The sequence below is a fragment of the Pseudomonas sp. AC112 genome (assembly GCF_979253545.1).
In genome coordinates this window covers 1549278-1575037 of sequence record NZ_CEEDCM010000001.1, presented here as the reverse complement: position 1 = coordinate 1575037, position 25760 = coordinate 1549278, and the positions used below count along the sequence as shown (strand labels likewise).

At 63.2% G+C, this 25760-nt stretch carries 22 protein-coding genes; 5 read left to right on the top strand and 17 right to left on the bottom strand.

Annotated elements, in window-relative coordinates:
* Window positions 1–31: 31 nt before the first annotated feature.
* From AC0IYN_RS07500 to cbiE, 11 genes are all read right to left on the bottom strand, one after another.
* Window positions 32–1042 carry a FecCD family ABC transporter permease gene (locus tag AC0IYN_RS07500; RefSeq protein ID WP_368983171.1) on the bottom strand — a complete coding sequence of 337 codons (1011 nt, stop codon included), beginning with the start codon at window positions 1040–1042 and terminating at the stop codon, window positions 32–34.
* The gene (locus AC0IYN_RS07495; RefSeq protein WP_406599918.1) at window positions 1039–1986 is read right to left on the bottom strand and encodes an ABC transporter substrate-binding protein; all 948 of its coding nucleotides are present in this window, start codon (window positions 1984–1986) and stop codon (window positions 1039–1041) included. Before AC0IYN_RS07495 ends, AC0IYN_RS07500 begins: the two co-directional genes overlap by 4 nt.
* Complete coding sequence (locus tag AC0IYN_RS07490; RefSeq protein ID WP_471840951.1) at window positions 1983–2771, bottom strand: ABC transporter ATP-binding protein; 789 nt, start codon at window positions 2769–2771, stop codon at window positions 1983–1985. Before AC0IYN_RS07490 ends, AC0IYN_RS07495 begins: the two co-directional genes overlap by 4 nt.
* The gene (locus AC0IYN_RS07485) at window positions 2771–4879 is read right to left on the bottom strand and encodes a TonB-dependent receptor (protein WP_471844755.1); all 2109 of its coding nucleotides are present in this window, start codon (window positions 4877–4879) and stop codon (window positions 2771–2773) included. The genes AC0IYN_RS07490 and AC0IYN_RS07485 overlap by 1 nt, the downstream gene beginning before the upstream one ends.
* A 152-nt stretch (window positions 4880–5031) precedes the next feature.
* Complete coding sequence (locus AC0IYN_RS07480) at window positions 5032–6414, bottom strand: PepSY-associated TM helix domain-containing protein (RefSeq protein WP_471840949.1); 1383 nt, start codon at window positions 6412–6414, stop codon at window positions 5032–5034.
* Window positions 6415–6528: 114 nt separating this feature from the next.
* A complete protein-coding gene (locus AC0IYN_RS07475) occupies window positions 6529–8589 on the bottom strand; it encodes a TonB-dependent copper receptor (protein ID WP_471840947.1) in 2061 nt (686 codons plus the stop codon).
* Between the two features lie 93 nt (window positions 8590–8682).
* Complete coding sequence (locus AC0IYN_RS07470; protein ID WP_457239019.1) at window positions 8683–9078, bottom strand: DUF2946 domain-containing protein; 396 nt, start codon at window positions 9076–9078, stop codon at window positions 8683–8685.
* Window positions 9079–9089: 11 nt separating this feature from the next.
* Window positions 9090–9572: a copper chaperone PCu(A)C gene (locus AC0IYN_RS07465; protein ID WP_457239018.1), complete on the bottom strand. Its 483-nt coding sequence runs from the start codon at window positions 9570–9572 to the stop codon at window positions 9090–9092.
* A 47-nt stretch (window positions 9573–9619) separates the two neighbouring features.
* Window positions 9620–10015, bottom strand: coding sequence for a DUF2946 domain-containing protein (locus AC0IYN_RS07460; RefSeq protein ID WP_457239017.1), 396 nt, complete (start codon window positions 10013–10015; stop codon window positions 9620–9622).
* Between the two features lie 200 nt (window positions 10016–10215).
* The gene (locus AC0IYN_RS07455) at window positions 10216–10935 is read right to left on the bottom strand and encodes a cobalt-precorrin-6A reductase (protein ID WP_471840944.1); all 720 of its coding nucleotides are present in this window, start codon (window positions 10933–10935) and stop codon (window positions 10216–10218) included.
* On the bottom strand, window positions 10932–12137 hold the full coding sequence (gene cbiE / locus AC0IYN_RS07450) for a precorrin-6y C5,15-methyltransferase (decarboxylating) subunit CbiE (protein WP_471840943.1): 1206 nt from the start codon (window positions 12135–12137) through the stop codon (window positions 10932–10934). Before cbiE ends, AC0IYN_RS07455 begins: the two co-directional genes overlap by 4 nt.
* 95 nt (window positions 12138–12232) lie before the next feature.
* Here cbiE and cobG point away from each other — a divergent pair, with 95 nt between their 5' ends.
* The 5 genes from cobG (at window position 12233) to AC0IYN_RS07425 (ending at window position 17526) form a co-directional block, all read left to right on the top strand.
* Window positions 12233–13522 (top strand): precorrin-3B synthase, encoded by a 1290-nt coding sequence (gene cobG, locus AC0IYN_RS07445; protein ID WP_457248209.1) that lies wholly within the window; start codon window positions 12233–12235, stop codon window positions 13520–13522.
* Entirely contained in the window at window positions 13515–14141 is a 627-nt protein-coding gene (locus AC0IYN_RS07440) for a precorrin-8X methylmutase (RefSeq protein WP_406599274.1), read from the top strand. The genes cobG and AC0IYN_RS07440 overlap by 8 nt, the downstream gene beginning before the upstream one ends.
* The gene (locus tag AC0IYN_RS07435) at window positions 14141–14872 is read left to right on the top strand and encodes a precorrin-2 C(20)-methyltransferase (RefSeq protein ID WP_406599273.1); all 732 of its coding nucleotides are present in this window, start codon (window positions 14141–14143) and stop codon (window positions 14870–14872) included. The genes AC0IYN_RS07440 and AC0IYN_RS07435 overlap by 1 nt, the downstream gene beginning before the upstream one ends.
* Window positions 14872–16509 (top strand): precorrin-3B C(17)-methyltransferase, encoded by a 1638-nt coding sequence (gene cobJ / locus AC0IYN_RS07430; RefSeq protein WP_457267678.1) that lies wholly within the window; start codon window positions 14872–14874, stop codon window positions 16507–16509. The genes AC0IYN_RS07435 and cobJ overlap by 1 nt, the downstream gene beginning before the upstream one ends.
* A gap of 237 nt (window positions 16510–16746) precedes the next feature.
* Complete coding sequence (locus AC0IYN_RS07425) at window positions 16747–17526, top strand: hypothetical protein (RefSeq protein ID WP_457248212.1); 780 nt, start codon at window positions 16747–16749, stop codon at window positions 17524–17526.
* On the opposite strand, the gene AC0IYN_RS07420 is transcribed toward AC0IYN_RS07425, so the two are convergent.
* The 6 genes from AC0IYN_RS07420 to dusB form a co-directional block, all read right to left on the bottom strand.
* Entirely contained in the window at window positions 17523–18119 is a 597-nt protein-coding gene (locus AC0IYN_RS07420) for a MarC family protein (protein ID WP_003217330.1), read from the bottom strand. The two genes, AC0IYN_RS07425 and AC0IYN_RS07420, sit on opposite strands and share 4 nt — an antisense overlap.
* Before the next feature lie 139 nt (window positions 18120–18258).
* Complete coding sequence (locus tag AC0IYN_RS07415) at window positions 18259–21030, bottom strand: hybrid sensor histidine kinase/response regulator (protein ID WP_406599270.1); 2772 nt, start codon at window positions 21028–21030, stop codon at window positions 18259–18261.
* 114 nt (window positions 21031–21144) lie between these two features.
* Window positions 21145–22437, bottom strand: coding sequence for a phosphoribosylamine--glycine ligase (gene purD / locus AC0IYN_RS07410; RefSeq protein ID WP_457239012.1), 1293 nt, complete (start codon window positions 22435–22437; stop codon window positions 21145–21147).
* 165 nt (window positions 22438–22602) lie between these two features.
* Window positions 22603–24210 (bottom strand): bifunctional phosphoribosylaminoimidazolecarboxamide formyltransferase/IMP cyclohydrolase, encoded by a 1608-nt coding sequence (purH, locus tag AC0IYN_RS07405; RefSeq protein WP_471840939.1) that lies wholly within the window; start codon window positions 24208–24210, stop codon window positions 22603–22605.
* 81 nt (window positions 24211–24291) lie between these two features.
* Window positions 24292–24612: a DNA-binding transcriptional regulator Fis gene (fis, locus tag AC0IYN_RS07400; RefSeq protein WP_002555375.1), complete on the bottom strand. Its 321-nt coding sequence runs from the start codon at window positions 24610–24612 to the stop codon at window positions 24292–24294.
* Window positions 24609–25622 carry a tRNA dihydrouridine synthase DusB gene (gene dusB / locus AC0IYN_RS07395; RefSeq protein WP_099493459.1) on the bottom strand — a complete coding sequence of 338 codons (1014 nt, stop codon included), beginning with the start codon at window positions 25620–25622 and terminating at the stop codon, window positions 24609–24611. Before dusB ends, fis begins: the two co-directional genes overlap by 4 nt.
* Window positions 25623–25760: the final 138 nt, after the last annotated feature.

Sequence of the window (25760 nt, the reverse complement as noted above, 5' to 3'; positions counted from 1 at the left end):
TAACGCAGTTGCCTGAAACGCCTCATTTTGATCAGCGCCGGCGCATCAACCCGATAAAAAACAGCCCGCCAATCGCCGCGGTGGCCACGCCAATCGGCAAGTCTTCCGGGGCGATCAAGGTGCGTGCGGCGACGTCGACCCACACCAGGAACAGGCTGCCGAGCAGGGCACACACCGGCAATAGGCGACGATGCTCGGCACCGACAAGGCGCCGGGCAATGTGCGGCACCATCAGCCCGACAAAGCCGATGGAGCCGCTGATGGACACCAGCACGCCGGTCATCAGCGAGGCCACCAGGAATACCTTCAGCCGCACGTTGCGCGCATTCAGGCCCAGCGTCACGGCGGTCTGTTCACCGGCCATCAGCGCGTTCAAAGGCCGCGCCATGCCCAGCAGTACCAGCAGCCCCAGCAGCACCGTGGCCGTGGGGATTGCCAACAGCTCCCACCGCGCCAGGCCGAGGCCGCCAAGCATCCAGAACATCACCGCCGACGCCGCGCGATGGTCGCCCATGAACAGCAACAGGTTGGCCGCCGCCATCATCACGAACGACACTGCCACGCCACACAGCAGCAGGCGGTCGCTGTCCAGTCGCCCGTTGCGACTGGCCACCGCCAGCACCACCAGCATGCTCAGCAGCGCGCCGACAAAGGCGGCGATCGGCAGGGTCAGCAGCCCGACTATTTCGCCCACGTGCAACACCACGATCACTGCGCCGAGGGTGGCGCCCGACGTGACGCCCAGCAGGTGCGGGTCGGCCAGCGGATTACGCGTTACTGCCTGCAACACCGCACCGATCAACGCCAAGCCGGCGCCCACCAACGCGCCGAGCAACAGGCGCGGCACACGGATCAGCCAGACGATATGCGCCTGCCCGGCCGGCCAGTTCACCTCGCCGATGCCAAAGGCCTTGTGCACCACGATTCGCCACACCACGTCCACTGGCACACGCGCCGGGCCGAAGCCCAGGGACGTCACGCAGGACACCAGCAACACCAGCGCAAGCGCGGCAAGCAACCAGGCGTAGCGACGGGTGATCATTCGCCGTGGAACCCCTTGGCCAGGGTTTCTACCGCCAGTACGTTATCGATGCCTGGCGTCGCCTGTACGTACGGGATCACGATAAAGCGCTGGTTCTTGATGGCGTCCACCGCTTGCAGCGCGGGGTTATTCATCAGGAACGCCTGCTTCTGCTCGGCGGTGATTTCGCTGTAGTCGACGATCACAATCACCTGCGGGTTGCGCTCCACCACGGTCTCCCAGTTGACCCGGGTCCAGCTGGCGTCGATGTCATCGAGGATATTACGCCCACCGGCCGCCGTGATCAGTGCCTGGGGCATACCAAGGCGGCCGGAGGTCATGGCGCGGTCTTCGCCGCTGTCATAGAGGAACACCCGCGGTTTCTCGGCCGGCAGGTCCTTTTGCACCTCGGCGACCTGTGCCTGCATCTGCGCGATCAAGGCAGTGGCGCGGTCCTGCACGTCAAAGATTTTGCCCAGGTTGCGCAGGTCGTTATAGGTGTCGTCCAGGGTGGCAGCCGGGCGCTTCATCACGAAGGCGCACGACTCGGTCAACTCATACACGTTGATGCCCAGGGGTTGCAGGGTTTGCGGGGTCAGGTCGCCGCCCACGCGCATGCCGTAATCCCAACCGGCGAAGAAGAAATCCACATTGGCGTTGAGCAGGGTTTCCACCGACGGGTACTTGCTCGCCAGCTCCGGCAAACCCTCGAGCAGGTGTGCCATTTCCGGGGTCACCGACTTCCAGCCGGTGACGCCGCTGTAGCCGGCCATGTGCGGCTTGAGGCCCAGGGCGAGCATCATTTGGGTCATGTTGATGTCGTGGCTGACCGCGTGTTTCGGGGCTTCCTGGAAGGTCACGTCGCGGTTGCAGCTCTTGACGGTGACCGGGTAATGGGTGGCTTCGGCAAACGCCTCGGCGGCACTGAACAGCAAGGCAACGGCAAGCAGGGGGCGCAGGATCATGGTTGGGTTATCCAGGTGATTCGGGGGTAGCCGGACAAGGGGTGAGTGTCGATCAGCGCTTCGACGCCAAACACGTCGCGCAGCAAGGCGGCCGTGAGCACTTGATGCGGCGTGCCGCTGGCGACGATGCGCCCGTGGTTGATCACGTACAGGCGGTCACAGAATGCAGCCGCCAGGTTGAGGTCGTGGATACTCGCCAGGGTGCCGATGTTCAGGCGCTTGACCAGTCGCAGCAACTCCAACTGATAGCGTGGGTCGAGGTGGTTGGTGGGCTCGTCGAGGATCAGCAGTTGCGGTTGCTGGGCCAGGGCGCGGGCGAGGATCACACGCTGTTTTTCACCGCCCGACAGGGTGGCGAACCCATGGTCTTCGAACCCCTGCATGCCCACCGACACCAGCGCTTGCTGGACCAATTGCCGGTCCTGCAGTGTGTCGCCATCAAACAAACCCTTGTGGGGTGTGCGGCCCATGGCGACCACTTCATCCACCCGCAGGCCGAAGGCATCGGGAAACTCCTGCAGCACCACGGCAACCCGTTGCGCGCACCATTTCGCGCTTTGTTTCCACACATTCTGGTGTTCGAGCAGCACGTCGCCCTGCGCCGGTTTGCTGAACCGGTAGGCGCAGCGCAACAGGCTGGTCTTGCCGCTGCCATTGGGCCCGATCAGCCCGACGAACTCCCCGGCACCGACCTGCAGGCTGGCGTCACACAGTTGGAACCGGTGATGGCAGTGTTCATGCTCCGGAGGGGTCCAGGCCAGGTCGGTGAGGGTGAGTGAGCTCATCAGAAGGTGTAGTCCGCCGTGACGAAGAATGAGCGCGGTTCACCCAGGATCCACTGCTGGCCGTCGTTGTACTGGCTGACGGCATAGGTGCGGTCGAACAGGTTGTTCAACTGCAGGCCCAGGGTGGTGTTGCGCATGGCTTTCCACGACACAGTGGCATCGACCACGGTGTAGCTTGGCAGCGCGTTCTGGTTGGCCATGTCGGCATACCGTGCGTCGACGTAACGCACGCCGGCACCGGCGCGAATGTCGTCGGTCACGGCCTTGCTCAGCCACAGGTTGGCTGTGCGGCGCGGTACGTCCACCGGGCGGTTGCCGTCGCGGGACACTTGCACGCCGCCAACGTCCTGCGTGAAGTCGTCATATTGCGCGTGGACGATGGCCGCGTTGGCCTGCAACTGCCAGGCGTGTGGCAGTTGCAGGTCGAGGCTGGCCTCCAGGCCGCGTGACGATTGTTGGCCGACTTGCTGCTTGAGGTCCGGGTCGCCCGGTACGTCGGTGAGCAGTTTCTTCTTGACGATGTGATATGCCGCCAGCGTCCATTCGCCACGCTGGTCCCAGAAGGCCTGCTTGATGCCGATCTCGGTTTGCCTGGCGGTCGACAGGTCAAACTGTTGCTGGCTCGAGCTCAGGGAAATCAGGCCGCCGACGCCATCGGTGCTGGTCGCGTACTGGCCGTACACCGAGGTGTCCGGCGTGATCGCATAGACCAGGCCGGCCTTCCAGTTATTGCCGGTGAGGGTCTTGTCGGACTGGCTGCCGGTGCGCAGGTCATCGCGGTCGACGTGGGCGTAGTCGCGGCGGATGCCGGTGATCAACGACAGTTGGTCGGTCAGTTGCAGGCGGTTTTCCGCGAAGCCGGCAACGGTTTTGGTGGTGGTGGAGAACAGCGGGCTGAACGCACTCTGGCTATCGAATGCGGCGGGCGCCGGGTGATTGATATCGATCGGTTGCCCATCCGGCAGCACATCCTCGAACGGCGAGTTGCTGGCCAGGCGGAAGCGAATGCGGTTGTACTCCACGCCGGTCACGGTTTGGCTGTCGAGGCCGAACAGGGTGTGCTTGAAGGTGAAGGTCTGGCGGTCGCCCACCTGTTCCTGGTTGTGCTTGATGCCGAAGTTGCCGCTGCGGGTGAGTTGCCCATTGGTGAAGTTATAGTTCTCGGCGTTCTGCCAGCGCCGCTGGTTTTTCAGGTAGAACAACTCGTTGGTGGCACTGACGCTGTCGTTGATCTGCCACTCGCTGGTCAGGCGCGTCCACTGGTCGTTGTAGTGCTGGATGTCGTCACTGACGTTGTAGTTTTTGTCGCGCAGGCCTTTGTGCAACTGGCCTTTGATCAACGGGGTGCCGAAGTAATTTTGCGGGCGCTGGTCGCCATAGTCGCTGGCCAGGGTAAAGCTCAGGTTGTCTGCCGCCTGCCAGCGCAGGGCGCCGCTGACGAAGTCGCTGCTGGAGTCGCCATGGTCGATGAAACCATTGCTGCGCAGGCGATTGAGGTTCAGGCGATAGCTCAGGGTGTCGGTCAGCGAGCCTCCGCTGTCCAGGGCTTCTTGCTGGCGGTCATTGGAGCCGTAGCTCAGGCGGATGTGGTTTTCGATCTCGCCTTCAAACGGCTTTTTCGGCACGGTATTGATCACCGCGCCAGTAGCCCCTTCGCCGTACAGCACCGAGGCCGGGCCGCGCAGCACGTCGACGCGTTCCACCGACCAGGTGTCAACCGGGAACGTCGATGTCCCCATGCCCATGTACATGCGGTTGCCATCGTACAACTGCATCACCGAGCCCTGCCCGGTGAACCCACGGGCCGACAACGACGTACCTCCGTCACCCGGCGAACCGGTGCGGCTGATGCCGGTGGCGCGGGAAATCGCGTCCTGCACACTCACGTCGCTGCGTGCACGGATCTGCGCGCCGGTCTGGCTCTCGACACTGCCGGGGGTTTGCAAGGCCGCAAGGTTCAGGCGCGAACCGGCGGTGGTCGGGGTCTTTAGGTCGACGTGTTCGTCGTCCACGGCGGGTGCCGTGACGGGGCTGGCGGGCAGGGTCAGGGCCTGGGCGCTGTGATGCAGGGCGAGCAGGCACAGGCCGGACGCGAGGTACTTGTTCATCGGACGGAAAATCGCTTCTTCGAGGCAGCGCTCGCCGCTGGGCGCGGCGAGCTGAGGTATGCAGTAAGTGTTATAAGTTAACACTTCCTACGTCGTGGGCGAAAGCCCGCGTAAGACTACATAACGCCTCTATGTAGGGCATCTCGCCGACTTCATGTCGAACCTGAGGCAGATTCACGTTGCGCAAACAGCCGCGACACTACCAGGCGATCCAGCGCCCACACCACGATCAACGACGTGCCAACCAGTGGGAAAATGATCGCCAGGCCCAGCATGATCACCATCGCGGTCTTCCACTTGGGCAAGTCGTGGCGTATCGGCGGAACACCCAAGCCACCCGCTGGCCGCCGCTTCCACCAGATCACCAGGCCACTGACGGCACTGAGCAGAATCATCAGGCAGATCAGCAGCACGATCAGTTGATTGACCCAGCCGAACATCTTGCCTTCGTGCAGCATCACGCCGGTTTCGGTGGCCCGTGCCACGAGGTTGTAGTGCTCCCAGCGCACATCGGCCAGCACCTTGCCGGTGTACTGGTCCACGTGCAGGGTGGCGTCGTTGCGCGGGTCGTTGGCGAACACCGCGATGGTGAACACACCTTCTGCGGTGGTGGGAAAGGTGATGCTGTAGCCAGGCTCGACCTTGCGCGCGTTGGCCAGCTCGACCACCTGTTGCAGGCGCAAGGTCGGCGCGGCTGGCGCTGAATGCATCGCGCCGTGATTCATGTGCTCGGCATGGTCGCCAGACATTGGCATTGGCGTGTTTTCCATGGCCCAGGGCACCGTCTGCTGGGCTGCGGTGTTGAGCACCCGCGCCTGCTGGTCCGACTGTGGCACCTGGTTCCACATCGCCGCCGGGAAGGTGTTCCACAAGTCGGCGTACTGCTTGCCCCAGAAGCCGGTCCAGGTCATGCCACTGAGCAGCATCACCAGCAGCAGAGATGCGCCCCAGAAGCCAGTGACCGCGTGCAGGTCACGCCAGAACACCCGGCCACGGCTGCTGACTCTTGGCCACAGCACGCCCGCCGAGGATTTGCCGCGCGGCCACCACAGGTAGAGGCCCGACACCACCAGCATCACGCCCCAACCGGCGGCGAGTTCCACCAGCCGATCGCCGACGGTGCCAATCATCAACTCCCCGTGCAGCGCACGGGCGATGGCTTGCAGGTTGTATTTGGCGTCCTGTTCGCCGAGTACTGTGCCGCGGTAGGGATCGACGAACACCGTCACTTCGCGCCCGTCGTTGTGCATCACAAACTGTGCACTGCTGGTGGCGTCGGCCGGCGGCAAGTACTTGCTGATGGCAGCCTTGGGGTAGGCCGCCTGGGCGCGTTGCAGTTGCTCGTCGGCGCTCAGGGCGTGCTCGGCGGTCTGGACCTTGAGCAGGTCGCCGTACATCAGCGGGTCGAGCTGGGGTTTGAACAGGTAGATGATGCCGGTCAGGGCCAGCAGCACCATGAAAGGGGCGACGAAGAGCCCGGCGTAGAAGTGCCAGCGCCAGGCCAGGTTGTAGAAGGATATTTTTTGAGTGCTCATCAGGTGCTCCGCAAGGCTTGTTATTTATCCGGTCAGGACCTGTAGGAACCGGCTTGCCGGCGAGGGCGATCTAACCGACGCCATCGCCGGCAAGCCGGCTCCTACAGGGGGGCGTCAGAAGCTCATGTCGACTTTGGTCCAAAGGGTCCGGCCCGGCTCCTTGATGGCCTGCGGGTCATTGGCCGGGTAACCGAACCCGGCGTTGCCGGCCAGGTTCAGGTGCTCGGCGTAGGCTTTGCCAAACAGGTTGTCGACACCGGTGCTGACCTTGAAGTGTTTGTTGATGCGGTACGCCGCATTCAGCGAGAACACGCCAAAACCGCCGCTCTTGTCGAAGTCCTTGCCGACCACGTTGCCTTTGTTCTGGTCGATGCGGTTTTGTGCGGCGACCACACGCCACAGTGCGCCGGCACTCCAGTCGTCTTCGCTGTAGGTGAGGCCGAAACGTGCATCCAGTGGCGGCATTTGCGGCAGGGCCTTGCCGTCGCTGCTGTTCTTGCCCCAGGCGTAGGCGAGGGTGGCGTCGGCCTTCCAGTTGCTTGTCAGTTTGTACGCTGCGCCCAGTTCGCCGCCCATGATGCGGGCGTCGACGTTGCGGGCCTGGGAGGTGGTGCCCATCATTCCGGGCCGGTAGTCGAACAGGATGAAGTCCTGCACCCGACCGATGTAACCCGAAGCCCAGGCTTCCATGTTTTCGGCTTTGTACTGCGCGCCGAAATCGAGCTGGGTGGTTTTCTCCGGCTTCACGCCATCGAAGGCATTCACCGAGCCGGCCGCGCCGGTGTTGGGCGAAAACAGCTCCCAGTAGTCGGGGAAACGTTCCGAATGGCCCAGGCCTGCATAGAGGGTGGTGGGGCTGTCGGCCAGGTCGTGTTCATAACGCACGAAGCCCGAGGGCAAGGTGTCCGCGCGGGTGTTGTCAGCCGTCGGATTGGGACGTGTCATCATGCCGGAACCGGTGCTCTGCCGGAAATCCTTGGCCGAGGCGCGGTCCAGGCGCGCGCCAGTGATCAGCCGTTCGCGGTCGGCGGCGTACCAGGTCATTTCGCCAAACACACCATAGTTGTGGAAGTTGGCGTCCTTGACCCGTGGCAGGTCCTTGTAGGTATCGATGCCCATGCTGCTGCGCTGGCGGTGTTCGTTGGTCTGCGCATCCAGGCCGCTGATCAACTGCACATCGGCCCAGCGCCAGGTGGCCTTGATGCGCGCGCCGAGGGTGCGGCGGTCGACGTTGGAGGCCATCGGCCCGGCCATCATCCCGGTGCCCGAGGGCGTGCGCAGGCTGTAGTTGTCCATCACATGGTCGGCGTAGTTGTAGTAGACCTGGGCTTCGACCTTGTCGAGGACTTCGCCAATGTTGGATTTTTCGAAACGCAGCCCCAGGCTTTCGCGCAGGAACTGCGAACCATCCATGCCGCGCCCGGCGTATCGCGCTTCGCCATCGCCACGGCCGGCAGTGAGTTCCAGCAGGGTGTCGGCGTCGGGGGTGAAGCCGATCGCCACATCGCCATTCCACTTGTCGTAGCGCGAGGCAACCGTGTCGTGATTGCCGTCCTTGTAGTCATCGGCATGGGCCTGGTTGCCGATCACCCGCACGTATCCCAGCGGCCCGCCGGCGGCGGCATCAATGACTTTGTCGAAACGCCCGTTGGAGCCGGCCAGCACACTGGCGTTGAGCCGCGTGCCCAGCTCGCCGAACTGCTCCGGCTCGCGCTCGAACAGGACGGTGCCGGCCGACGCGCCGGGGCCCCACAGCACGGTTTGCGGGCCTTTGATCACGGTGAGCTTGTCGTAGGTTTCCGGCGAGATGTAGGAGGTGGGGGCGTCCATGCGGCCAGGGCAGGCACCGAGCATCATGCTGCCATTGGTGAGGATATTCAGGCGCGAGCCGAACATGCCACGCAGCACCGGGTCGCCATTGGTGCCGCCGTTACGCACCAGGGCGAAGCCGGGGATGGTCTTGAGATAATCGCCACCATCGCTGGCGGGCACCGGTTGGCGCGGGTCTTTCGGGTTGGTGATCACGGTCAGCGGTGAGCTGGGGGCGATCGCGGTAATGACGGTGGGGCTCAATTCATTTTCGTCGGCGTGAGCCAATGGAGCCAGCAGTGCGCCGCACAGAACGGCGAACACGGGAGTACATCCCAAACGGGTGTCAACAGAAAACCTGGACATGACAAATTCCATCAATCATTCGTAAACAACACGGCCAGCAGCCTGCGGCTGTCTGTCTAAAGTCGGCCGGGGTGAAGTAACGGTGTGAAGTGCTTACGAGGCGATGGGCGGGGCGCGGCTGCGGGCGCCGGGGAAGATGCTTTGCCGGGCATGGCCCAGGCGCGTGGCGGGGGTGAGGGCGTTGGCCGGTGGCGGGCTGCCCAGGGTAAAGGTTGAAATGCCGCCGGGCAGGGCTGGGCAGCTATAGAGCAGGTCACAATAGCCGCACTTGGACCAGAGGGCGTGGTGTTCGTCAGGGGCTTGCTTGTGATGGGTTGCGCCGTGCTCCATCGGCATGTCCATGGACATGGACATACCGGCGTGATGATCCATCGGCATCGCTTGGGAAATCAGCGGACCGATAAAAATCATCAGCATGGCGAACAGGCTGATCCAACTGCCGCTTCTCAGGCGGGAGTATGGAGATAACCTGGCGCGAGGGGCGCCCATCGGGAGTCTACCTACTGGGCGTGCTTATGCTCGTGGGTGGCCATTGGCGGCGTTTTTTGCACGCTGACTTCCACCTCGACCTTGCCGGCTTTCTCGAAGGTCAGGGTCAGCGGGAATTGCTTGCCGTCGGCCAACAGGCTGCGGTCTTTGAGGCCGAGCAGCATCACGTGGTAGGCCATGGGCGCGAAGGTCAGGTCACCCTTGGCCGGTACGGCGACGCTGGGCACTTGCTGCATCTTCATCAAGTCGCCCTGCATGACGTGTTCATGCAGCTCGGCCTTTTCCGCCACTGGCGTTTCGACGCTGAGCAGGCGGTCCGGGGATTCGCCGGTGTTATGAATCACAAAATAGGCAGCGACAGTCGGCGCATTCGGCGGCAACTCCTGGGACCATGGTTCGCTGACCACTAGGTCACCGGACTTGTAGTCCTCGGCATTGGCAGCACTGAACACCGGCAGCAGCAACGCAGCCAGAAGCAGGGAAGATTTGAGCATGGCAGTTCTCCAGAACGGTTCTAAACGCAGTTCACTTGCGAAGAAAATCAGACCGTTGGAGAGGCGCGGGGGTTGAGACTTGGCCATTGCTGGCGCGGGGTAGGTTGCTGGAGCGCAGACGGCGTCAGGTGCTGGAACGCGTCGAACCGCGTCACATACAACTGCGGCACATGCCGCGGCAACGCCACCAACGGCGCCGAGCCCGAGCAGCACCAGCAATGCTGCATGGTGGAGTGATCGTCCTGCTGCGGCGCCGGAATCTCCAGCTGGCCCAGGGCGATGGTCTTGAGCGTGACGCCATTGGAGGAACAGAAACTGCCCCACAGCAACTGCTGCACCGGGTCCTGGGACTGTTGCATCGCACTGGCCATCGGCATGGCAAAGGCGTTGAACAGCACTGCGAGGCAGGCGATCCAGGCGATTGCGAAACGTTGACGGGCCATGGCGGACAATCCGTAGGGTTAAACGATCAGGGGGGTATTTAGCCTGATCGTAGGGGATAAGTAAAAACAGGGCATGTGGTTTGGTGTCGCAGTGCCAGTGGTTGAGGATAGACGGGAACTGAGAGGTTGCCGATATCAAGGACAACGCGGTGCTAAATGTGGGAGCGAGCAAGCCCGCTCCCACAGGGGATAGTCGTCGTTCAGAAAACGGTGATTGTCTGCAGCACCGCGGCCACGCTGGTGAATTCTTGATCTACGGCTGCCAACACCGGCCGCTCCAACACCAACACCGGCACCCCAAGCTCCCTTGCCACTTCCAGCTTCGGCTCCGTCGCGGTGCTGCCGCTGTTCTTGCTGATCAACACATCAATGCCACGCCGTGCGAACAACGCACGCTCATCTTCGATCAAGAACGGCCCACGCGCGCCGATCACTTCACAGCGCTCGCTCCCCGGATACACATCCAACGCGCGCAGTGTCCAGAACTGCTCCGGCGGGATTTCATCAATGTGCTGCAACGGCTCGCGGCCAAGCGTGAACAGCGGACGCTTGAAGGGTTTAAGCGCTTCAATCAACGAGGCCCAATCACTGACCTCGCGCCAATCATCTCCCGTCTGCGGCTGCCACGCCGGTCGGCGCAAGGCCCAGCAAGGCACGCCGCTCAACTGCGCAGCCTCGGCCGCATTTCGGCTGATCTGCGCCGCGTACGGATGGGTCGCGTCGAGAATCAGGCCAACCCCCTCATCCCGAACAAACTGCGCCAAGCCCTCGGCCCCGCCGTAGCCGCCCACTCGCACCTGGCACGCCAGGTCAGTCGGCACGCGCCCAACACCGGCCAAACTGTAGATATGTTCCGGGCCCAACGTACGGGCAATGGCCAGCGCTTCAGTCACACCGCCCAACAGCAAGATGCGTTTCATAGCGGCTTGACCACTTCCAGCAAGGTAATCGGCAACGCCTGGCGCCAGGTATCGAATTCCCCCAGCGGCTGGGCCTGCGCCACATGGACGCGGGTCAACTCGCCGCCATGTTGCGCACGCCAGTTCATCAAGGTCATTTCACTTTGCAGGGTCACCGCATTGGCGACCAGGCGGCCACCGGGGCGTAGATGTTGCCAGCAGGTCTCGAGCACGCCGTCGCGGGTGACGCCGCCGCCGATGAAGATGGCGTCCGGTGCCTCCAGGCCGCTTAAAGCCTCGGGCGCTTTGCCGCGAACCAGTTGCAGGCCAGGCACGCCCAGGGCGTCGCGGTTGTGTTCGATCAGGCCTTGGCGACCTTCATCCGCTTCAATCGCCAGCGCTCGGCAACTCGGATGAGCGCGCATCCATTCAATACCAATGGAGCCACTGCCCGCGCCCACGTCCCACAGCAGTTCGCCAGGCATCGGCGCGAGGCGGGCGAGGGTCATGGCGCGCACGTCGCGTTTGGTCAGTTGACCGTCGTGTCTGAACGCCGAATCGGGCAGGCCAGCTAGACGTGACAGGCGCACGGCCTGCGGGTCAGACATGCAGTCGATGGCAACCAGATTCAAATCGGCGATTGGCGCGTGCTGCCAATCAACAGCCAGCCCGTCGATGCGCCGCTCGTCCGCGCCACCCAAATGTTCAAACACGCTCAAGCGGCTCGGCCCAAACCCGCACGAAGCCAACAATGCGGCAATCAACGCCGGACTGCGACCGTCATTGCTCAACACCAACAAGCGCACGCCACTGGCCAGATGCGCATTCAGCGCCGCCAGCGGCCGGGCGACCACGGACAGCGTCACCACTTCCTGCAACGGCCAGCCCAACCGCGCTGCCGCCAACGAGACCGACGACGGTGCGGGCAAGATCAGCAACTCTTCAGCGGCCACCTGCCGTGTCAGACTCGCGCCCACGCCATAGAACATCGGGTCCCCACTGGCCAGCACACACACCGGCTCGCCGCGCCGCGCCAGCACCGGTTCCAGGGAAAACGGGCTCGGCCATAACTCCCGCTCGCCGCGAATACACACCGGCAACAGGTCCAACTGGCGCTGACCCCCTATAATCCGCGTGGCGCGCAACAGGGCATGCCGGGCATTTCTGCCCAGCCCATTGAAGCCGTCTTCACCGATGCCTACAACCGTCAGCCAGGGCGACATATGGATTCCTTGAGCGACATCCGACGGGCAGGCTTTTCATGCCGCCGGACAAAGCAGGCATAATACCGCGCCTTTACCTGTGAACCGGTAGCCCCGTGAACCCAACGCCCGCTGTGAATACCTTGCGCCCCTCGGCTTGTCCGGGGTTGCTGCGTATCGTCCAGGCGTTGGATGGCGGGATTTGCCGGATCAAACTGGCCGGTGGTTCGATCACCAGCGAGCAAGCCCATGCGGTGGCGGACGCGGCCCAGGCTTACGCGGGCGGGGTGATCGAGGCGACCAACCGCGCGAACCTGCAGGTTCGCGGGATCGGCGCCGAAGAGGGCGCCTTGATCGCCAAGCTCCTGGCCGCAGGCCTGGGCCCCAGCAACGCGGCCGGTGACGATGTGCGCAACTTGATGCTCAGCCCCAGCGCCGGCATCGACCCGCAGATGCTGTTCGACACCCGCCCGCTGGCCGATGAAATCCTCGCCACCCTGCAAACCCATCCGCGTTTCCATGAGCTGTCGGCCAAGTTCGCGGTGCAACTGGATGGCGGTGAAGCCCTGGCGATGCTCGAACATCATCATGACGTGTGGCTGTCGGCCTTCGTACGTGATGGTGAGACGCTCCTGGCGTTTGGCCTGGCCGGTTGCCCAGGGCTGGATGCACCGTTGGCGGCCGTGCCGTTGGCGCAGGGCCATGCGCTGGTGGTGGCGGTGCTGGAGGCGTTTCTTGACCTCGCCACCCCGGAACAAACCCGCATGCGTCATCTGCCTGTGGATAACTTGCTGAGCCGTCTGCACCTGAAGCTACTGCCGGTTGACGGCTTCAAGCGCCCGCCCAGCGGCGCTTTGATGCACCTTGGGACTTATCCACAGTCGCAACAGAATCAGTTTTACGTTGCTGCGGTCGCCCCCTTGGGCCGCTTGGACGCGACGATGCTCAGGGGGGGCGCGCAACTCGCCAGCGAGTACGGCGACAGCACGTTGCGCTTCACCCCTTGGCAGGGCGTGCTGCTGCCCAACGTCGAAAAGCCTCACGCCGTGACCGAGCGCCTGGCGCAACTGGGCTTTCTCTGCTCGGTCGACCAACCGCTGGCGCGCATGACCGCCTGCACGGGCTCCAGCGGCTGCGGCAAAGGCCTGGCCGACACCAAGGCGGACGCCCAGCAACTGGCCGCGCTGGACCCAGGCGTCGATGTGCACCTGTCCGGCTGCCCACGTTCCTGCGCCGCTGCGCACGTTGCGCCGGTGACCTTGCTGGCAGTGAGCCCCGGTCACTACGACCTCTATTTCCGCGATGCAGCCCACCCAGGTTTTGGCCGGCTGCACGCGCGCACCCTTTCTATTGAAGCGACGGGCGCCTTGCTGCGCGCTCGCCCACGGAGCAACACCGATGATTGATTACATCCGCGACGGTCAGGAGATCTACCGCAACTCCTTCGCCATTATTCGCGCGGAAGCCAAGTTGGACCGCATTCCGGCCGACCTGGAAAAACTCGCGGTGCGCGTGATTCATGCCTGCGGCATGGTCGAGGCCATCGACGGCCTGCAGTTCTCCGAAGGTGCGGGCAAGGCCGGGCGCGATGCGTTGGCCGCTGGCGCGCCGATTCTGTGCGATGCGCGGATGGTCTCCGAAGGCGTGACCCGCGCGCGCCTGCCAGCCAACAATGAAGTGATCTGCACCTTGCGCGACGACAGCGTGCCGCAATTGGCGCAGGCGTTGGGCAACACCCGCTCCGCCGCCGCGCTGGAGCTGTGGCGCCCGCACCTCGAAGGCAGCGTGGTGGTGATCGGCAACGCGCCGACCGCCTTGTTCTACCTGCTGGAAATGCTCGACGCCGGCGCACCGAAACCGGCGTTGATCCTCGGCTTCCCGGTGGGTTTCGTCGGCGCCGCCGAGTCCAAGGCGATGCTGGCCGCCGACAGCCGTGGCGTGCCGTTCGTGATCATGCAGGGCCGCCTGGGTGGCAGTGCCATGGCCGCCGCCGCGGTGAATGCCCTGGCCACGGAGGTCGAATAATGCAGGCTCGCGGACGTTTGATCGGCCTGGGCGTGGGCCCCGGTGACCCGGAACTGATTACCCTCAAGGCCCTGCGTCTGCTGCGCGAATCGCCGGTGGTGGCGTACTTCGTGGCCAAGGGCAAGAAGGGCAACGCCTTCGGCATCATCGAAGACCACCTGGTGCCGCAACAGACCCTGATGCCGCTGGTGTACCCAGTGACCACCGAGGTATTGCCGGCACCGATGTCCTACGAGCAAGTGATCAGCGATTTCTACGATGCTGCCAGTGTTGACGTCGCCGCGCACCTGGATGCCGGCCGCGATGTGGCGGTGATCTGTGAAGGCGACCCGTTCTTCTACGGCTCCTACATGTACCTGCACGACCGTCTCGCCGAGCGCTACGACGCCCAGGTCATCCCAGGTGTGTGTTCGATGCTCGGCGGTGCCTCGGTGCTCGGCGCGCCGCTGGTGTATCGCAACCAGAGCCTGTCGGTGCTCTCGGGCGTGCTGCCCCATGAGGACCTCAAGCGCCGCCTGGCGGACGCCGACGCAGCAGTGATCATGAAGCTGGGCCGCAACTTCCCCAAGGTGCGCCAGGTGCTGGAAGAGCTCGGCCTGGCCAAGCGTGCGTTGTATGTAGAGCGCGCGACCATGGCCAACCAGAAAATCGTACCGCTCGACGAGGTGGAGCCGATGTCTTCGCCATACTTCTCGCTGATCATCGTGCCCGGTGAACGGTGGCAAGGTTGATGAGCCCGGCGATTGTCATCCTCGGCCAGGGTAGCCTGGCCACTGCGCGCAAGATCCAGCAGGTGTACCCCGGTGCGCTGATTCACGGCCTGGCCGGGCGCGTCGACGGCGCAGACCAGGCTTACAGCGAGTTCGGCGCAACCCTGCGCCAGCTCTATCAACAGGGCACGCCGCTGATCGTGCTGTGCGCCGCCGGCATCGTGATCCGCACCCTGGCGCCGCTGTTGCTGGAAAAAGGCGAAGAGCCTGCCGTGCTGGCCGTGGCCGAAGACGGCAGCGCGGTGGTGCCGTTGCTGGGGGGGCTGGGTGGCGTGAACGTCATGGCGCGGGAGATTGCCGCTGCGTTGGACGTGGCTGCTGCGATTACCACCAGTGGCGAGCTGCGTTTCGGCACCTGCCTGCTCAACCCGCCCAAGGGCTATGAGTTGGCCGATCTGGAACTGGGCAAGCGCTTCGTCTCGGACCTGCTGGCCGGCGAAAGCGTGCGCATCGAAGGCGCGGCGCCATGGCTGGACCAGGCCAACCTGCCCCAGGATCAACAGGCACGCCTGGCGATTCACGTGGGCAGTGCCGAGCGCACACCCGCCGCCAATGAATTGCTGATCTACCCGAAGAACGTCAGCGTGACCTGCCAGCCCGGTGCTCACCTGGCAGTGCGCGTTCGCACGGCATTGCATGAGGCCGGCATCGCCGTGCAATCCCTGGCGTGCCTGCTGGCCAGTGATACGCAGATGGCCGAAGCGTCGCTGCATGAGGCGGCGTTGGCGCTGGGCGTACCGTTGCGGTTTGTCAGCACCCGCCAAGAGGCCGATATCGTGATCGATGTCGCTGAGCAGCCGTTGGACCTGTCGCAAGTCGGACGTCTGCGTGGCCGCCTCGCCGTTATCGGCCTGGGTCCTGGTGCGGCCGAATTGATGGTGCCTGCGGTGAAGGCTGAACTGGCACGTTGCACCGACGTGCTCGGCTACGAAACCTACGTGCGCATGGCCGGGCCGTTCCGCGATGATCAGGTGCAGCATTGCACCGATAACCGCGAAGAAATGCAGCGCGCGCGCCATGCCTTCGAACTGGCGGCCCAAGGTCGCTCGGTGGTGGTGGTGTCGTCCGGCGACCCTGGCGTATTCGCCATGGCCGCTGCGGTGATCGAGGCCTTGCACGAGTCCGACGACCCGGCGTGGCATCAGGTCGACCTGCAAATCCTGCCCGGTGTCTCGGCCTCCCTGGCCACGGCTGCCCAGGCGGGCGCTCCGTTGGGCCATGACTTTTGCGTGATGTCGCTGTCGGACAACCTCAAGCCTTGGTCGATTATCGAAAAGCGCCTGGACCTCGCGTCCCAGGCCGACCTGGCCCTGGCGTTCTACAACCCGATCTCGCGTTCGCGGCCATGGCAACTGGGGCGCGCCCTGGAAATCGTCGCGCTGCATCGCACGCCGCAAACACCGGTGGTGCTGGGTCGCGATATCGGGCGCCCGGGGCAGACCTTGCGTGTGACCACGCTTGGGCAACTGACGCCGGAGCAGGTGGACATGCGCACCATGGTGCTGATCGGCTCCTCCACCACCTGCACCTTCCCCCGTGCCGGTGGCGGTGAGTGGGTGTACACGCCGCGCTGGTACGGCGAGAAACCCGCCTCCTGAAAACGACCGGTTGGCTGCCTGAAAGCGCCGAATGACCCAGGGATTTTCCTGATGTTGTTCGGCGCTTTTTCTTTTTATTGCGACGAAATCCGGAAGCTCGCCTGGCGCCCTGCGTGATTGCTGGGCGCCAGGGTTTGATACGCGGCGCCAAGGGATTTTTATCGTCTGGAAAACCCGTCGGGCAGTGGACTAGGGTGGGTTATAAGCCTCGAGTTGGGGTGCTTGTGGAGAATCAAAATGGAGCGACATCACAGACGGATCAACAGTACAAAAAGGCGCAAGTTGATTGCCGCCTACAAACTGCCGGGAGCGCCTGGCGCGCAGAAGGCTGTGCCGTTGGACACCGAAGACGACTTCAACGCGGCGGTGGTCAACAACAGCGTGATTTCCTTTGCCGAAGGCCTGTCCGGCATGAACCGCGAATACATCCGTAAAAGCTATCTGCTGGCCAGCAGCTATGTCAGCGATGTGTTGAACGTGCACCGGGGTACCGAGGATTGGTACGACGAGTTCATCAAGGTGATGGTCAGCCTGGGGTGGTTGCCGGTACGCAGCAGCTTCGAGCGGGTGTCACGCTCGGGCAAGGGCCTGACCGTGCAATTGGCCGCGCTGAATCTCATCGCCGGCCTGCTGGCGTCGACGTCGTTGACCGCGCCACTGCTGACCCTGCTGCCAAAGCTGGCGGCTGATGCGTTGGAGGCATTGAAGCAGACGCCGGCGTCTTTCGAGTTGTTCAAACGCAACAGCGCCGTGCACCAGGGCGGTGATTTCGGCCTGGCCTCCTGTGCTGAAACAGACGGGGAGCTGATGATGGTGCTGGTGACCTACAGCACCCATGGCGTGAGCAAACAGGTGGGGTTGCCCTTCCTGGAGTGGGACAGTTCTTCGTTCGAGGCCTTCAGCGGGCAGACGTGCCTGGTGCTGAATACCTCGGTGGTCAACGAAAAGACCCTGCAACTGATGCGCGAGAGTGCGGGGGACAAGGTGCAGCTGGCGATTGCCAAGTACCGGATTTAGGGCACCAGGTAGCCGCGTACGCCGGTAAAGATGATTTGCGCGGCCAGGGCGCACACGAACAGTCCCATCAAACGGCTGACAATCTGCAAACCCTGGTCGCCGAGGATGCGTTCGATACGGTTGGACAGGTACAGCACCACGCCCACCGTAAGGCTGGCCAGGGCAATGCTGAGGATGGCAGTGATCTTGTCGTCCCAGTGTGGCTGGCTCACGCCCATCACCAACAGTGCGCCGATGGTGCCGGGGCCGACGGTGAGGGGAATGGTCAGCGGCACGATGGTCACGTCTTGCTGCACGTTGTCGGTTTGTACCGCCGACTTGCCCTGGGCCATGCCCAGGGCGGAGATGAACAGCACACTGCCGGCGCCGATGCGGAAGGCGTCGACGGTGATGCCAAACACGCTGAAAATTACGCGGCCGAACAGGTAGAGCAACACGCTTGAAACCAGGGTCGCCAGCGCCACCTTCCACGCCAGCCGCCGCCGCTCTTTGCTGGAGTAGCCACGGGTAAGGCTGATAAAGCAGGACAGCACGAAGAATGGGCTGTAGAGCACCAGCATTTTCAGGTAGACGCTGAATAACACGTGGAGCATGGGGGACGGCTCGCGATGGGAGAAGTGTGTCGAGTCTATCAGGCGCCACAGATCAAATGGGGGCGCGGGCTTGTTGTGGTGAGTGGGGCAAGCCCGCTCACCACAACAAGCCAGCTCCTACGGGAGGTCGTGTTTCAGGTCAGGAGGGCGCGTGTTCTGGGCGCTGTTGGCGCTGCGCCACCCAGAACTCCACCAGCTCGCGCAACTGCGACAACTCCACCGGCTTGGCCATGTGCCCATCCATTCCGGCCTGGCGTGCGCGTTCTTTATGTTCCGACAGAATGTGCGCCGTCAACGCCACCACCGGGGTGCGAATGCGCTGGTGGCTGACTTCCCATGCACGCAGTTGCTGGGTGGCCGAGAAGCCATCGAGGATCGGCATTTCACAATCCATCAACACCAGGTCATAGCGCTGGGCCTTCATCGCTTCCAAAGCTTCTTCGCCGTTGCTGGCGGTGTCCGGGTTGAGGTTGAGCTTGCCGAGCATGCCGCGGATCACCTTGGTGGAAATGCTGTTGTCTTCGGCCACCAGGATACGGAAATCGCTGGGCACGGTGACGGCCGCCGGGGCGTTGAGGACCGGGCGTGGCGGGATGTTGCCTTTGCTGCGCTGGGTCAGTTCGTCGGCCAGGGTGGTCTTGAGCGTGTAGCCGGCCACGGGCTTGGCGAGGATGCGCTTGATCCCGCAATTGCGCGCGATGATCTTGCTCGGCGCATTACTGATGCCGGTGAGCATGATCAGCAGGATGTCATGGTTCAGGCTCGGGTCTTCCTTGATCTTCGCTGCCAGTTGCATGCCGGTCATGCCGGGCATGTTCTGGTCCAGCAGCACCACGTCGAAGTAGTCACGCAGGTGCGCCTTGGTTCGCAGCAACGCCAGGGCTTCCTTGCCCGAGGGCACCGCGCTCACGTTCAGTCCCCAGGCCGAGCACTGTTGCACCAGCACTTTGCGGCAGGTGTCGTTGTCGTCCACCACCAGCACCCGTGCGCCTTTGAGTGGGCCGTCGAGGTCGGAGGTCGGGTGTTCCAGGCGTTGCGGGTCCAGCGGCAGGGTCAGCCACAGGGTGCTGCCCTGGTGGCTGCCGCTCTTGATGCCGAACTCGCCGTTCATCAACAGGATCAATTGGCGGGCGATGACCAGGCCCAGGTGACCGTTCAGGCGGGTGGCCGAGAAGAAATTCTTGCTGTGCAGTTCGCTGTGCAGCAGGGCGTCGCGCTCGGCCGCTTCCATGGGCAGGCCGCTGTCTTGTACGGCAATGCGCAAGCGCGGCTTGGTGCTGCGGTCATCGAGGGCGACGACGATCAGCACTTCGCCCTCGTCGGTCTTTTGCAAGGCGTTTTCCAGCAGGCTCAACATGGCCTGACGCAGGCGTGTCGGGTCGCCACTGATCACGCGAGGCACCTGGGGCTGGATAAAGCTGATCAGCTCGACGTTCTGCTGCTCGGCCTTGGCGCGGAAGATACTCAGGCAGTCTTCGATCAGCGCATTGAGGTCGAATTGCACGTCGTCCAATTCGATCTGGCCGGACTCCAGCTTGGAGATATCGAGGATTTCGTTGATCAGCGTGAGCAGTTCGTTGCCGGCGCTGTGGATGGTCTGCACATAGTCGCGCTGCTTTACCGACAGCGGCGTGCCCAGCAGCAGCTCGGTCATGCCCAGCACGCCGTTCATGGGGGTGCGGATCTCATGGCTGATCTTGGCCAGGAACTCGGCCTTGGCGGCGATCTCGGCGTTGCTCGCCGCCAGGTCGCGGCTGAGGCTGAAGCGTGCCTCGACAATTGCGCGCTGGCGTTCGCCCAACGCCAGGCTCATCAACAGGCCGCTGAGGCAGATAAAGGCCAGCAGCGTGACGATCAGGCCCTGGGGCGAGACCATCGTCAGGCCCAGCAGCGCCGGCAGGATGATCAGCGTACCGATGTTGAACACCACCATCGCTGCCACGAACAGGCGTGCCGGGCGGTAGCCTTTCTGCCAGTGATAGGCCGAGATAAACAGCATGCTCAAGCCCGCCAGGGCCACCAGGGCGTAGGTGATGATGTTCAGCGGCAAAGTGTTGACGAACAACAGCAGCAGGCCGCACAGCACGATGAACAGGATGTCGGCCATCAACAGTTTGTTCAGCGGGTGCGGGCCCAATGGCATGAAGAAACGGTAGGCAAACATCAGCCCGCACGGTGCGGTCAGCAGCAGCGCCAGGTAGGCGCCGGGGGTCTGGATCGCATGCCAGTTCGGCAGCCACGGGCCCACCAGGTTGAGCAGCAGTGCCAGGCTGAGCATCAACAGCACTTCGCAGGCCGCCAGCCACAGGCTGCTGCGCGAGCGGTGGTAGGCGAAGCGCGTCAGGTTGTGCAGGATCAGCATCAGCAGGCAGCCGAACAGCAGGCCGTAGATCAGCGTCTGGGTCTGGTCGGCGGCGGCGAGCACGGCCGGTTCCAGGGTGATGTAGGGGCGCAGTTCGTGCTCCGAGACCAGGCGCAGGTAGACCTCGAGGGGCTTCTGGCTCTGGGGCATCGGTAGCATGAAGTCACTGCTGGGCAGCGGCCGCTCAGCCTGGGGCTGGCGTGTGCCGGTGCTTTGCTGTTCCACCAGGGTGTCGCCGTCCAGGACATAGAGGCTCAGGTGTGACAGGTCCGGGGCGAATACCCGCAGCACTTGTTCGTGCTTGCCGGGTTGCAGTTTGAAACGTACCCACAACGCACCGTCCGGTTCCGCGGCGGTAATGCGGTCCAGTTCGATGGGGCTGAATTGATTGGTGTAGCGCGAGGAACGGATGTCGCTCAGTTGCAGGTCGGCCTGTTCATCAAGCAATACTGCCCAGCCACTGCCTTGCGCGGCGGCCTGGGCCGGGAGCAAGCAGAGCAGTGTCAGCAAGCTGACAGTAAAACCTATGGCGATCCTGAGCCAGCGCACGGCGAAATCCCTTCGTAGGTTGATGCACGGGTTAACTATGCGCGGGTAGGCCTGCATACGGCAAGGGCCAGAGGCCCTTGCCTAGCCGAACGGATAGCTACTGACGGCGGCTGCTTAGCGGTTCTCGCCCCGTTCACGGGCGATGGCGCGGTAGCCGATGTCCTTGCGGTAGAAACAGCCGTTCCAATCGATCTTCGCCGCCAGCTTGTACGCTTGTTGCTGCGCGGCGTCGACACTGGCGCCCATGGCGGTTGCGCACAACACGCGGCCACCGGCGGTCACGACCTTGCCATCCTTGAGCGCGGTGCCCGCATGGAACACCTTGCCTTCCAGCGCAGCCGCGGCGTCGAGGCCTTCAATGACATCGCCCTTGGCGTAGTCGGCAGGGTAACCACCGGCCGCCAGCACAATGCCGACGCTCGGCCGTGGGTCCCACTGCGCTTCAACCTTGTCCAGGGCCTGGGCCAGGGCGGCTTCCACCAGCAGTACCAGGCTCGACTGCAGACGCAGCATCACCGGCTGGGTTTCAGGATCGCCGAAGCGGCAGTTGAACTCGATGACTTTCGGGTTACCGGCTTTGTCGATCATCAGGCCGGCATACAGGAAGCCGGTGTACACATTGCCTTCATCGGCCATGCCGCGCACGGTCGGCCAGATCACCAGGTCCATCACGCGCTGGTGCACGTCGGCGGTGACCACTGGGGCAGGGGAGTAGGCCCCCATGCCGCCGGTGTTCGGGCCGGTGTCGCCGTCGCCGACGCGTTTGTGGTCCTGGCTGGTGGCCATCGGCAAGACGTTCTTGCCGTCGACCATCACGATGAAGCTGGCTTCTTCGCCGTCGAGGAACTCTTCGATCACCACGCGTGAACCGGCGTCACCAAAAGCGTTGCCAGCGAGCATGTCGCGCACGGCGTCTTCGGCTTCCTGCAGGGTCATGGCGACGATCACGCCTTTGCCGGCGGCCAGGCCATCGGCCTTGATCACGATCGGCGCACCTTTTTCACGCAGGTAAGCCAGGGCCGGCTCGATCTCGGTGAAGTTCTGGTAGTCGGCGGTCGGGATCTTGTGGCGGGCCAGGAAGTCCTTGGTGAATGCCTTGGAACCTTCCAGCTGGGCCGCACCGGCGGTTGGGCCGAAGCAATCCAGGCCACGGCTGCGGAACAGGTCCACGACGCCGGCCACCAGCGGGACTTCCGGACCGACGATGGTCAGGGACACATTCTTTTCAGCAAAATCTGCCAACTGCTCAAGGGCCAGCACGTCGATCGCGACGTTCTCGCACTTGGCTTCAATGGCGGTGCCAGCGTTGCCGGGGGCCACGAACACTTTCTGGACGCGCGGGTCCTGGGCAACTTTCCAGGCCAGGGCGTGTTCACGGCCACCGCTGCCAATGATCAAAACATTCATTTCAAAAACCTCGGATGACGCAAATTCTTGGGAACACTGTGGGCGCTTTTCTGTGGGAGCTGGCTTGCCTGCGATGCTGGCGCCTCGGTGTAACAAGCACCGAGGTGATGCTATCGCAGGCAAGCCAGCTCCTACAGAAACCAGTGCCCAACAGGCAATGTTGGATCAGTGGCGGAAGTGGCGCATACCGGTGAAGACCATGGCGATGCCGGCTTCATCAGCAGCGGCGATCACTTCAGCATCACGCATCGAGCCGCCCGGTTGGATCACGGCGGTCACGCCGGCTTTCGCGGCATTGTCCAGGCCGTCACGGAACGGGAAGAATGCGTCGGAAGCCATTACCGAACCCACCACTTGCAAACCAGCGTGCTCGGCCTTGATCGCAGCGATACGCGCCGAGTTCACGCGGCTCATCTGGCCGGCGCCGACACCGATGGTCTGGCGGTTCTTGGCGTAGACGATGGCGTTGGACTTCACGTACTTGGCCACTTTCCAGGCAAAGATCAGGTCGTTGATCTCTTGCTCGGTCGGAGCGCGTTTGGTCACCACTTTCAGGTCTTGGCTGCCGATCATGCCGATGTCACGGCTCTGTACCAGCAAGCCGCCGTTGACGCGCTTGTAGTCCCAGGCAGCTGCGCGGTCAGCCGACCACTCGCCGCAGGCCAGCAGGCGCACGTTGGCTTTGGCCGCCACGATGGCACGGGCTTCTTCGCTGACGCTTGGGGCGATGATCACTTCAACGAACTGACGCTCGACGATCGCCTTGGCGGTCTCGGCGTCCAGTTCACGGTTGAAAGCGATGATGCCGCCGAACGCCGATTCGGTGTCGGTGGCGTAGGCCAGTTCGTACGCCTGGCGAATACCGCCTTCCGCGTCCGGGCTCACGGCCACGCCGCATGGGTTGGCGTGCTTGACGATCACGCAGGCCGGCTTGACGAAGCTCTTCACACATTCCAGCGCGGCGTCGGTGTCGGCCACGTTGTTGTAGGACAGCTCTTTGCCTTGCAGCTGGGTCGCGGTGGCGATGCCGACTTCGGCCGGCTTGGCCTCAACGTAGAACGCCGCGCTCTGGTGCGGGTTCTCGCCGTAGCGCATTTCCTGGGCCTTGATGAACTGGCTGTTGAAGGTGCGCGGGAACTGGCTGCGACCTTCGGTGCTGAGGGTTTCAGCGGCCTGGTTCACGGTACCCATGTAGTTGGCGATCATGCCGTCGTAGGCGGCGGTGTGTTCGAACGCCTTGAGCATCAGGTCGAAACGCTGGGCGTAGGTCAGGCCACCGGCCTTCAGGCTTTCGAGCACTTGGGCGTAGTCGCTGGCGTTGACCACGATGGCCACGTCTTTGTGGTTCTTGGCTGCCGAGCGCACCATGGTCGGGCCGCCGATATCGATGTTTTCGATGGCGGTCGGCAGGTCGCAGCCTGGCTTGTTGATGGTGGCTTCGAACGGGTAGAGGTTAACGGCCACCAGGTCGATCGGCTTGATGCCGTGTTCGGCCATGATCGCGTCGTCGGTGCCGCGACGGCCGAGGATGCCGCCGTGGATTTTCGGGTGCAGGGTCTTGACCCGACCGTCCATCATTTCTGCGAAACCGGTGTAGTCCGCCACTTCCACTGCGGCCACGCCGTTGTCCTGCAGCAGTTTGAAGGTCCCGCCCGTGGAGAGGATTTCCACGCCCAGGGCTTCCAGCTCCCGGGCAAATTCGAGGATCCCGGTCTTGTCGGAAACACTGATCAAGGCGCGGCGGATCGGCAGGCGGGTAGTCTGGTCGGTCATTTCAATTTCCATCAAAAGCAAAGGAGTCAGCAAAAAAGGCGACCGTTTTTACGCGGGCGCCTTTCTGGTTTGATTGAATGCTTACAGCAAATCGTATTGCTTGAGCTTTTTGCGCAAGGTGCCACGGTTGAGGCCCAGCAGCTCACTGGCTTTGGTCTGGTTGCCCTTGACGTAGTTCATCACGCTTTCGAGCAAGGGCGCCTCGACTTCGGAGAGCACCAGGTTGTACACGTCCGTGACGGAAGCGCCCTCAAGGTGGGCGAAATAATTGTGCAGCGCCTTCTCGACACTCCCGCGAAGGGTCTGGCCTTCTTCGCTCGGCGTGTTGAGGTGCTGTTTCAAATTGACGTTGTCGCTCACGGGTGTTGTTCCACTCACTAAAGTCTCGGTCATCATCGTCATGCGGCCACCCCCTCTCCGTCCCCTGTCCTCAGGCTCTTGTAACGCTCGCTGAAGAACTCACGAACGTTGGCGCACTGTGCTTCCGTATCATCCAAACGATTGAAGTGGGCGCGAAACTCCCTGGCGCCCGGCAGGGTTGCGAGATACCAGCCGACATGCTTGCGAGCAATGCGTACTCCCATCACGTCTCCATAGAAGGCGTGCAGGGCGGCCAGATGCTCTAGCAGAATACGTTCCACCTCGACCAACTCCGGTGCCGGCAACACTTCACCGGTACGCAGAAAATGCTCGATCTCACGGAAAATCCACGGCCGCCCCTGGGCAGCCCGGCCAATCAACAAGCCATCGGCGCCGGTGGCGTGCAGCACGCGCCGGGCTTTCTCGGCTGAATCGATGTCGCCATTGGCAAACACCGGCATCGACACCGCCTGCTTGATCGCAGCGATGGTGTCGTACTCGGCTTCACCGGTGTAAAGGTCGGCGCGGGTGCGGCCATGCACCGCCAGCGCTGTAATTCCTGCCTGTTCGGCGATCTTCGCCACCGTCAGGCCGTTCTTGTTGTCCCGGTCCCAGCCGGTACGGATCTTCAGGGTGACCGGCACATCGACTGCGGCGACAACGGCCTGCAGGATCTCGGCAACCAACTGCTCATCTTTCAACAGCGCGGAACCGGCGGCCTTGTTGCAGACCTTCTTGGCCGGGCAGCCCATGTTGATATCGATGATCTGCGCCCCCAACTCCACGTTGGCCCGGGCCGCATCCGCCAGCATCTGTGCATCACCACCGGCGATCTGTACCGAGCGGGGCTCGGGATCACCTTCGTGGATCATGCGCATCCGCGACTTGCGGGTGTTCCACAAGCTCATGTCGCTGGTGACCATTTCCGAGACTACTAGACCCGCGCCCAAACGCTTGCACAGCTGACGAAAGGGCTGGTCGGTGACGCCCGCCATAGGCGCGAGAATCAAGCCGTTCTGCAATGTGTATGGGCCGATGCGTACCGCCGACATAGGACTTCCCTGTTGTGGGGCCGGATCATTAGAGTTCGAAAAAGGGTTGGCATGATACCCGCTCTCGATGACTGGATAAAGGCTGAATTGGATAAAATCTGAACAGTTATTTCTTTATCGCCGTCGGTTTGGTTGCGC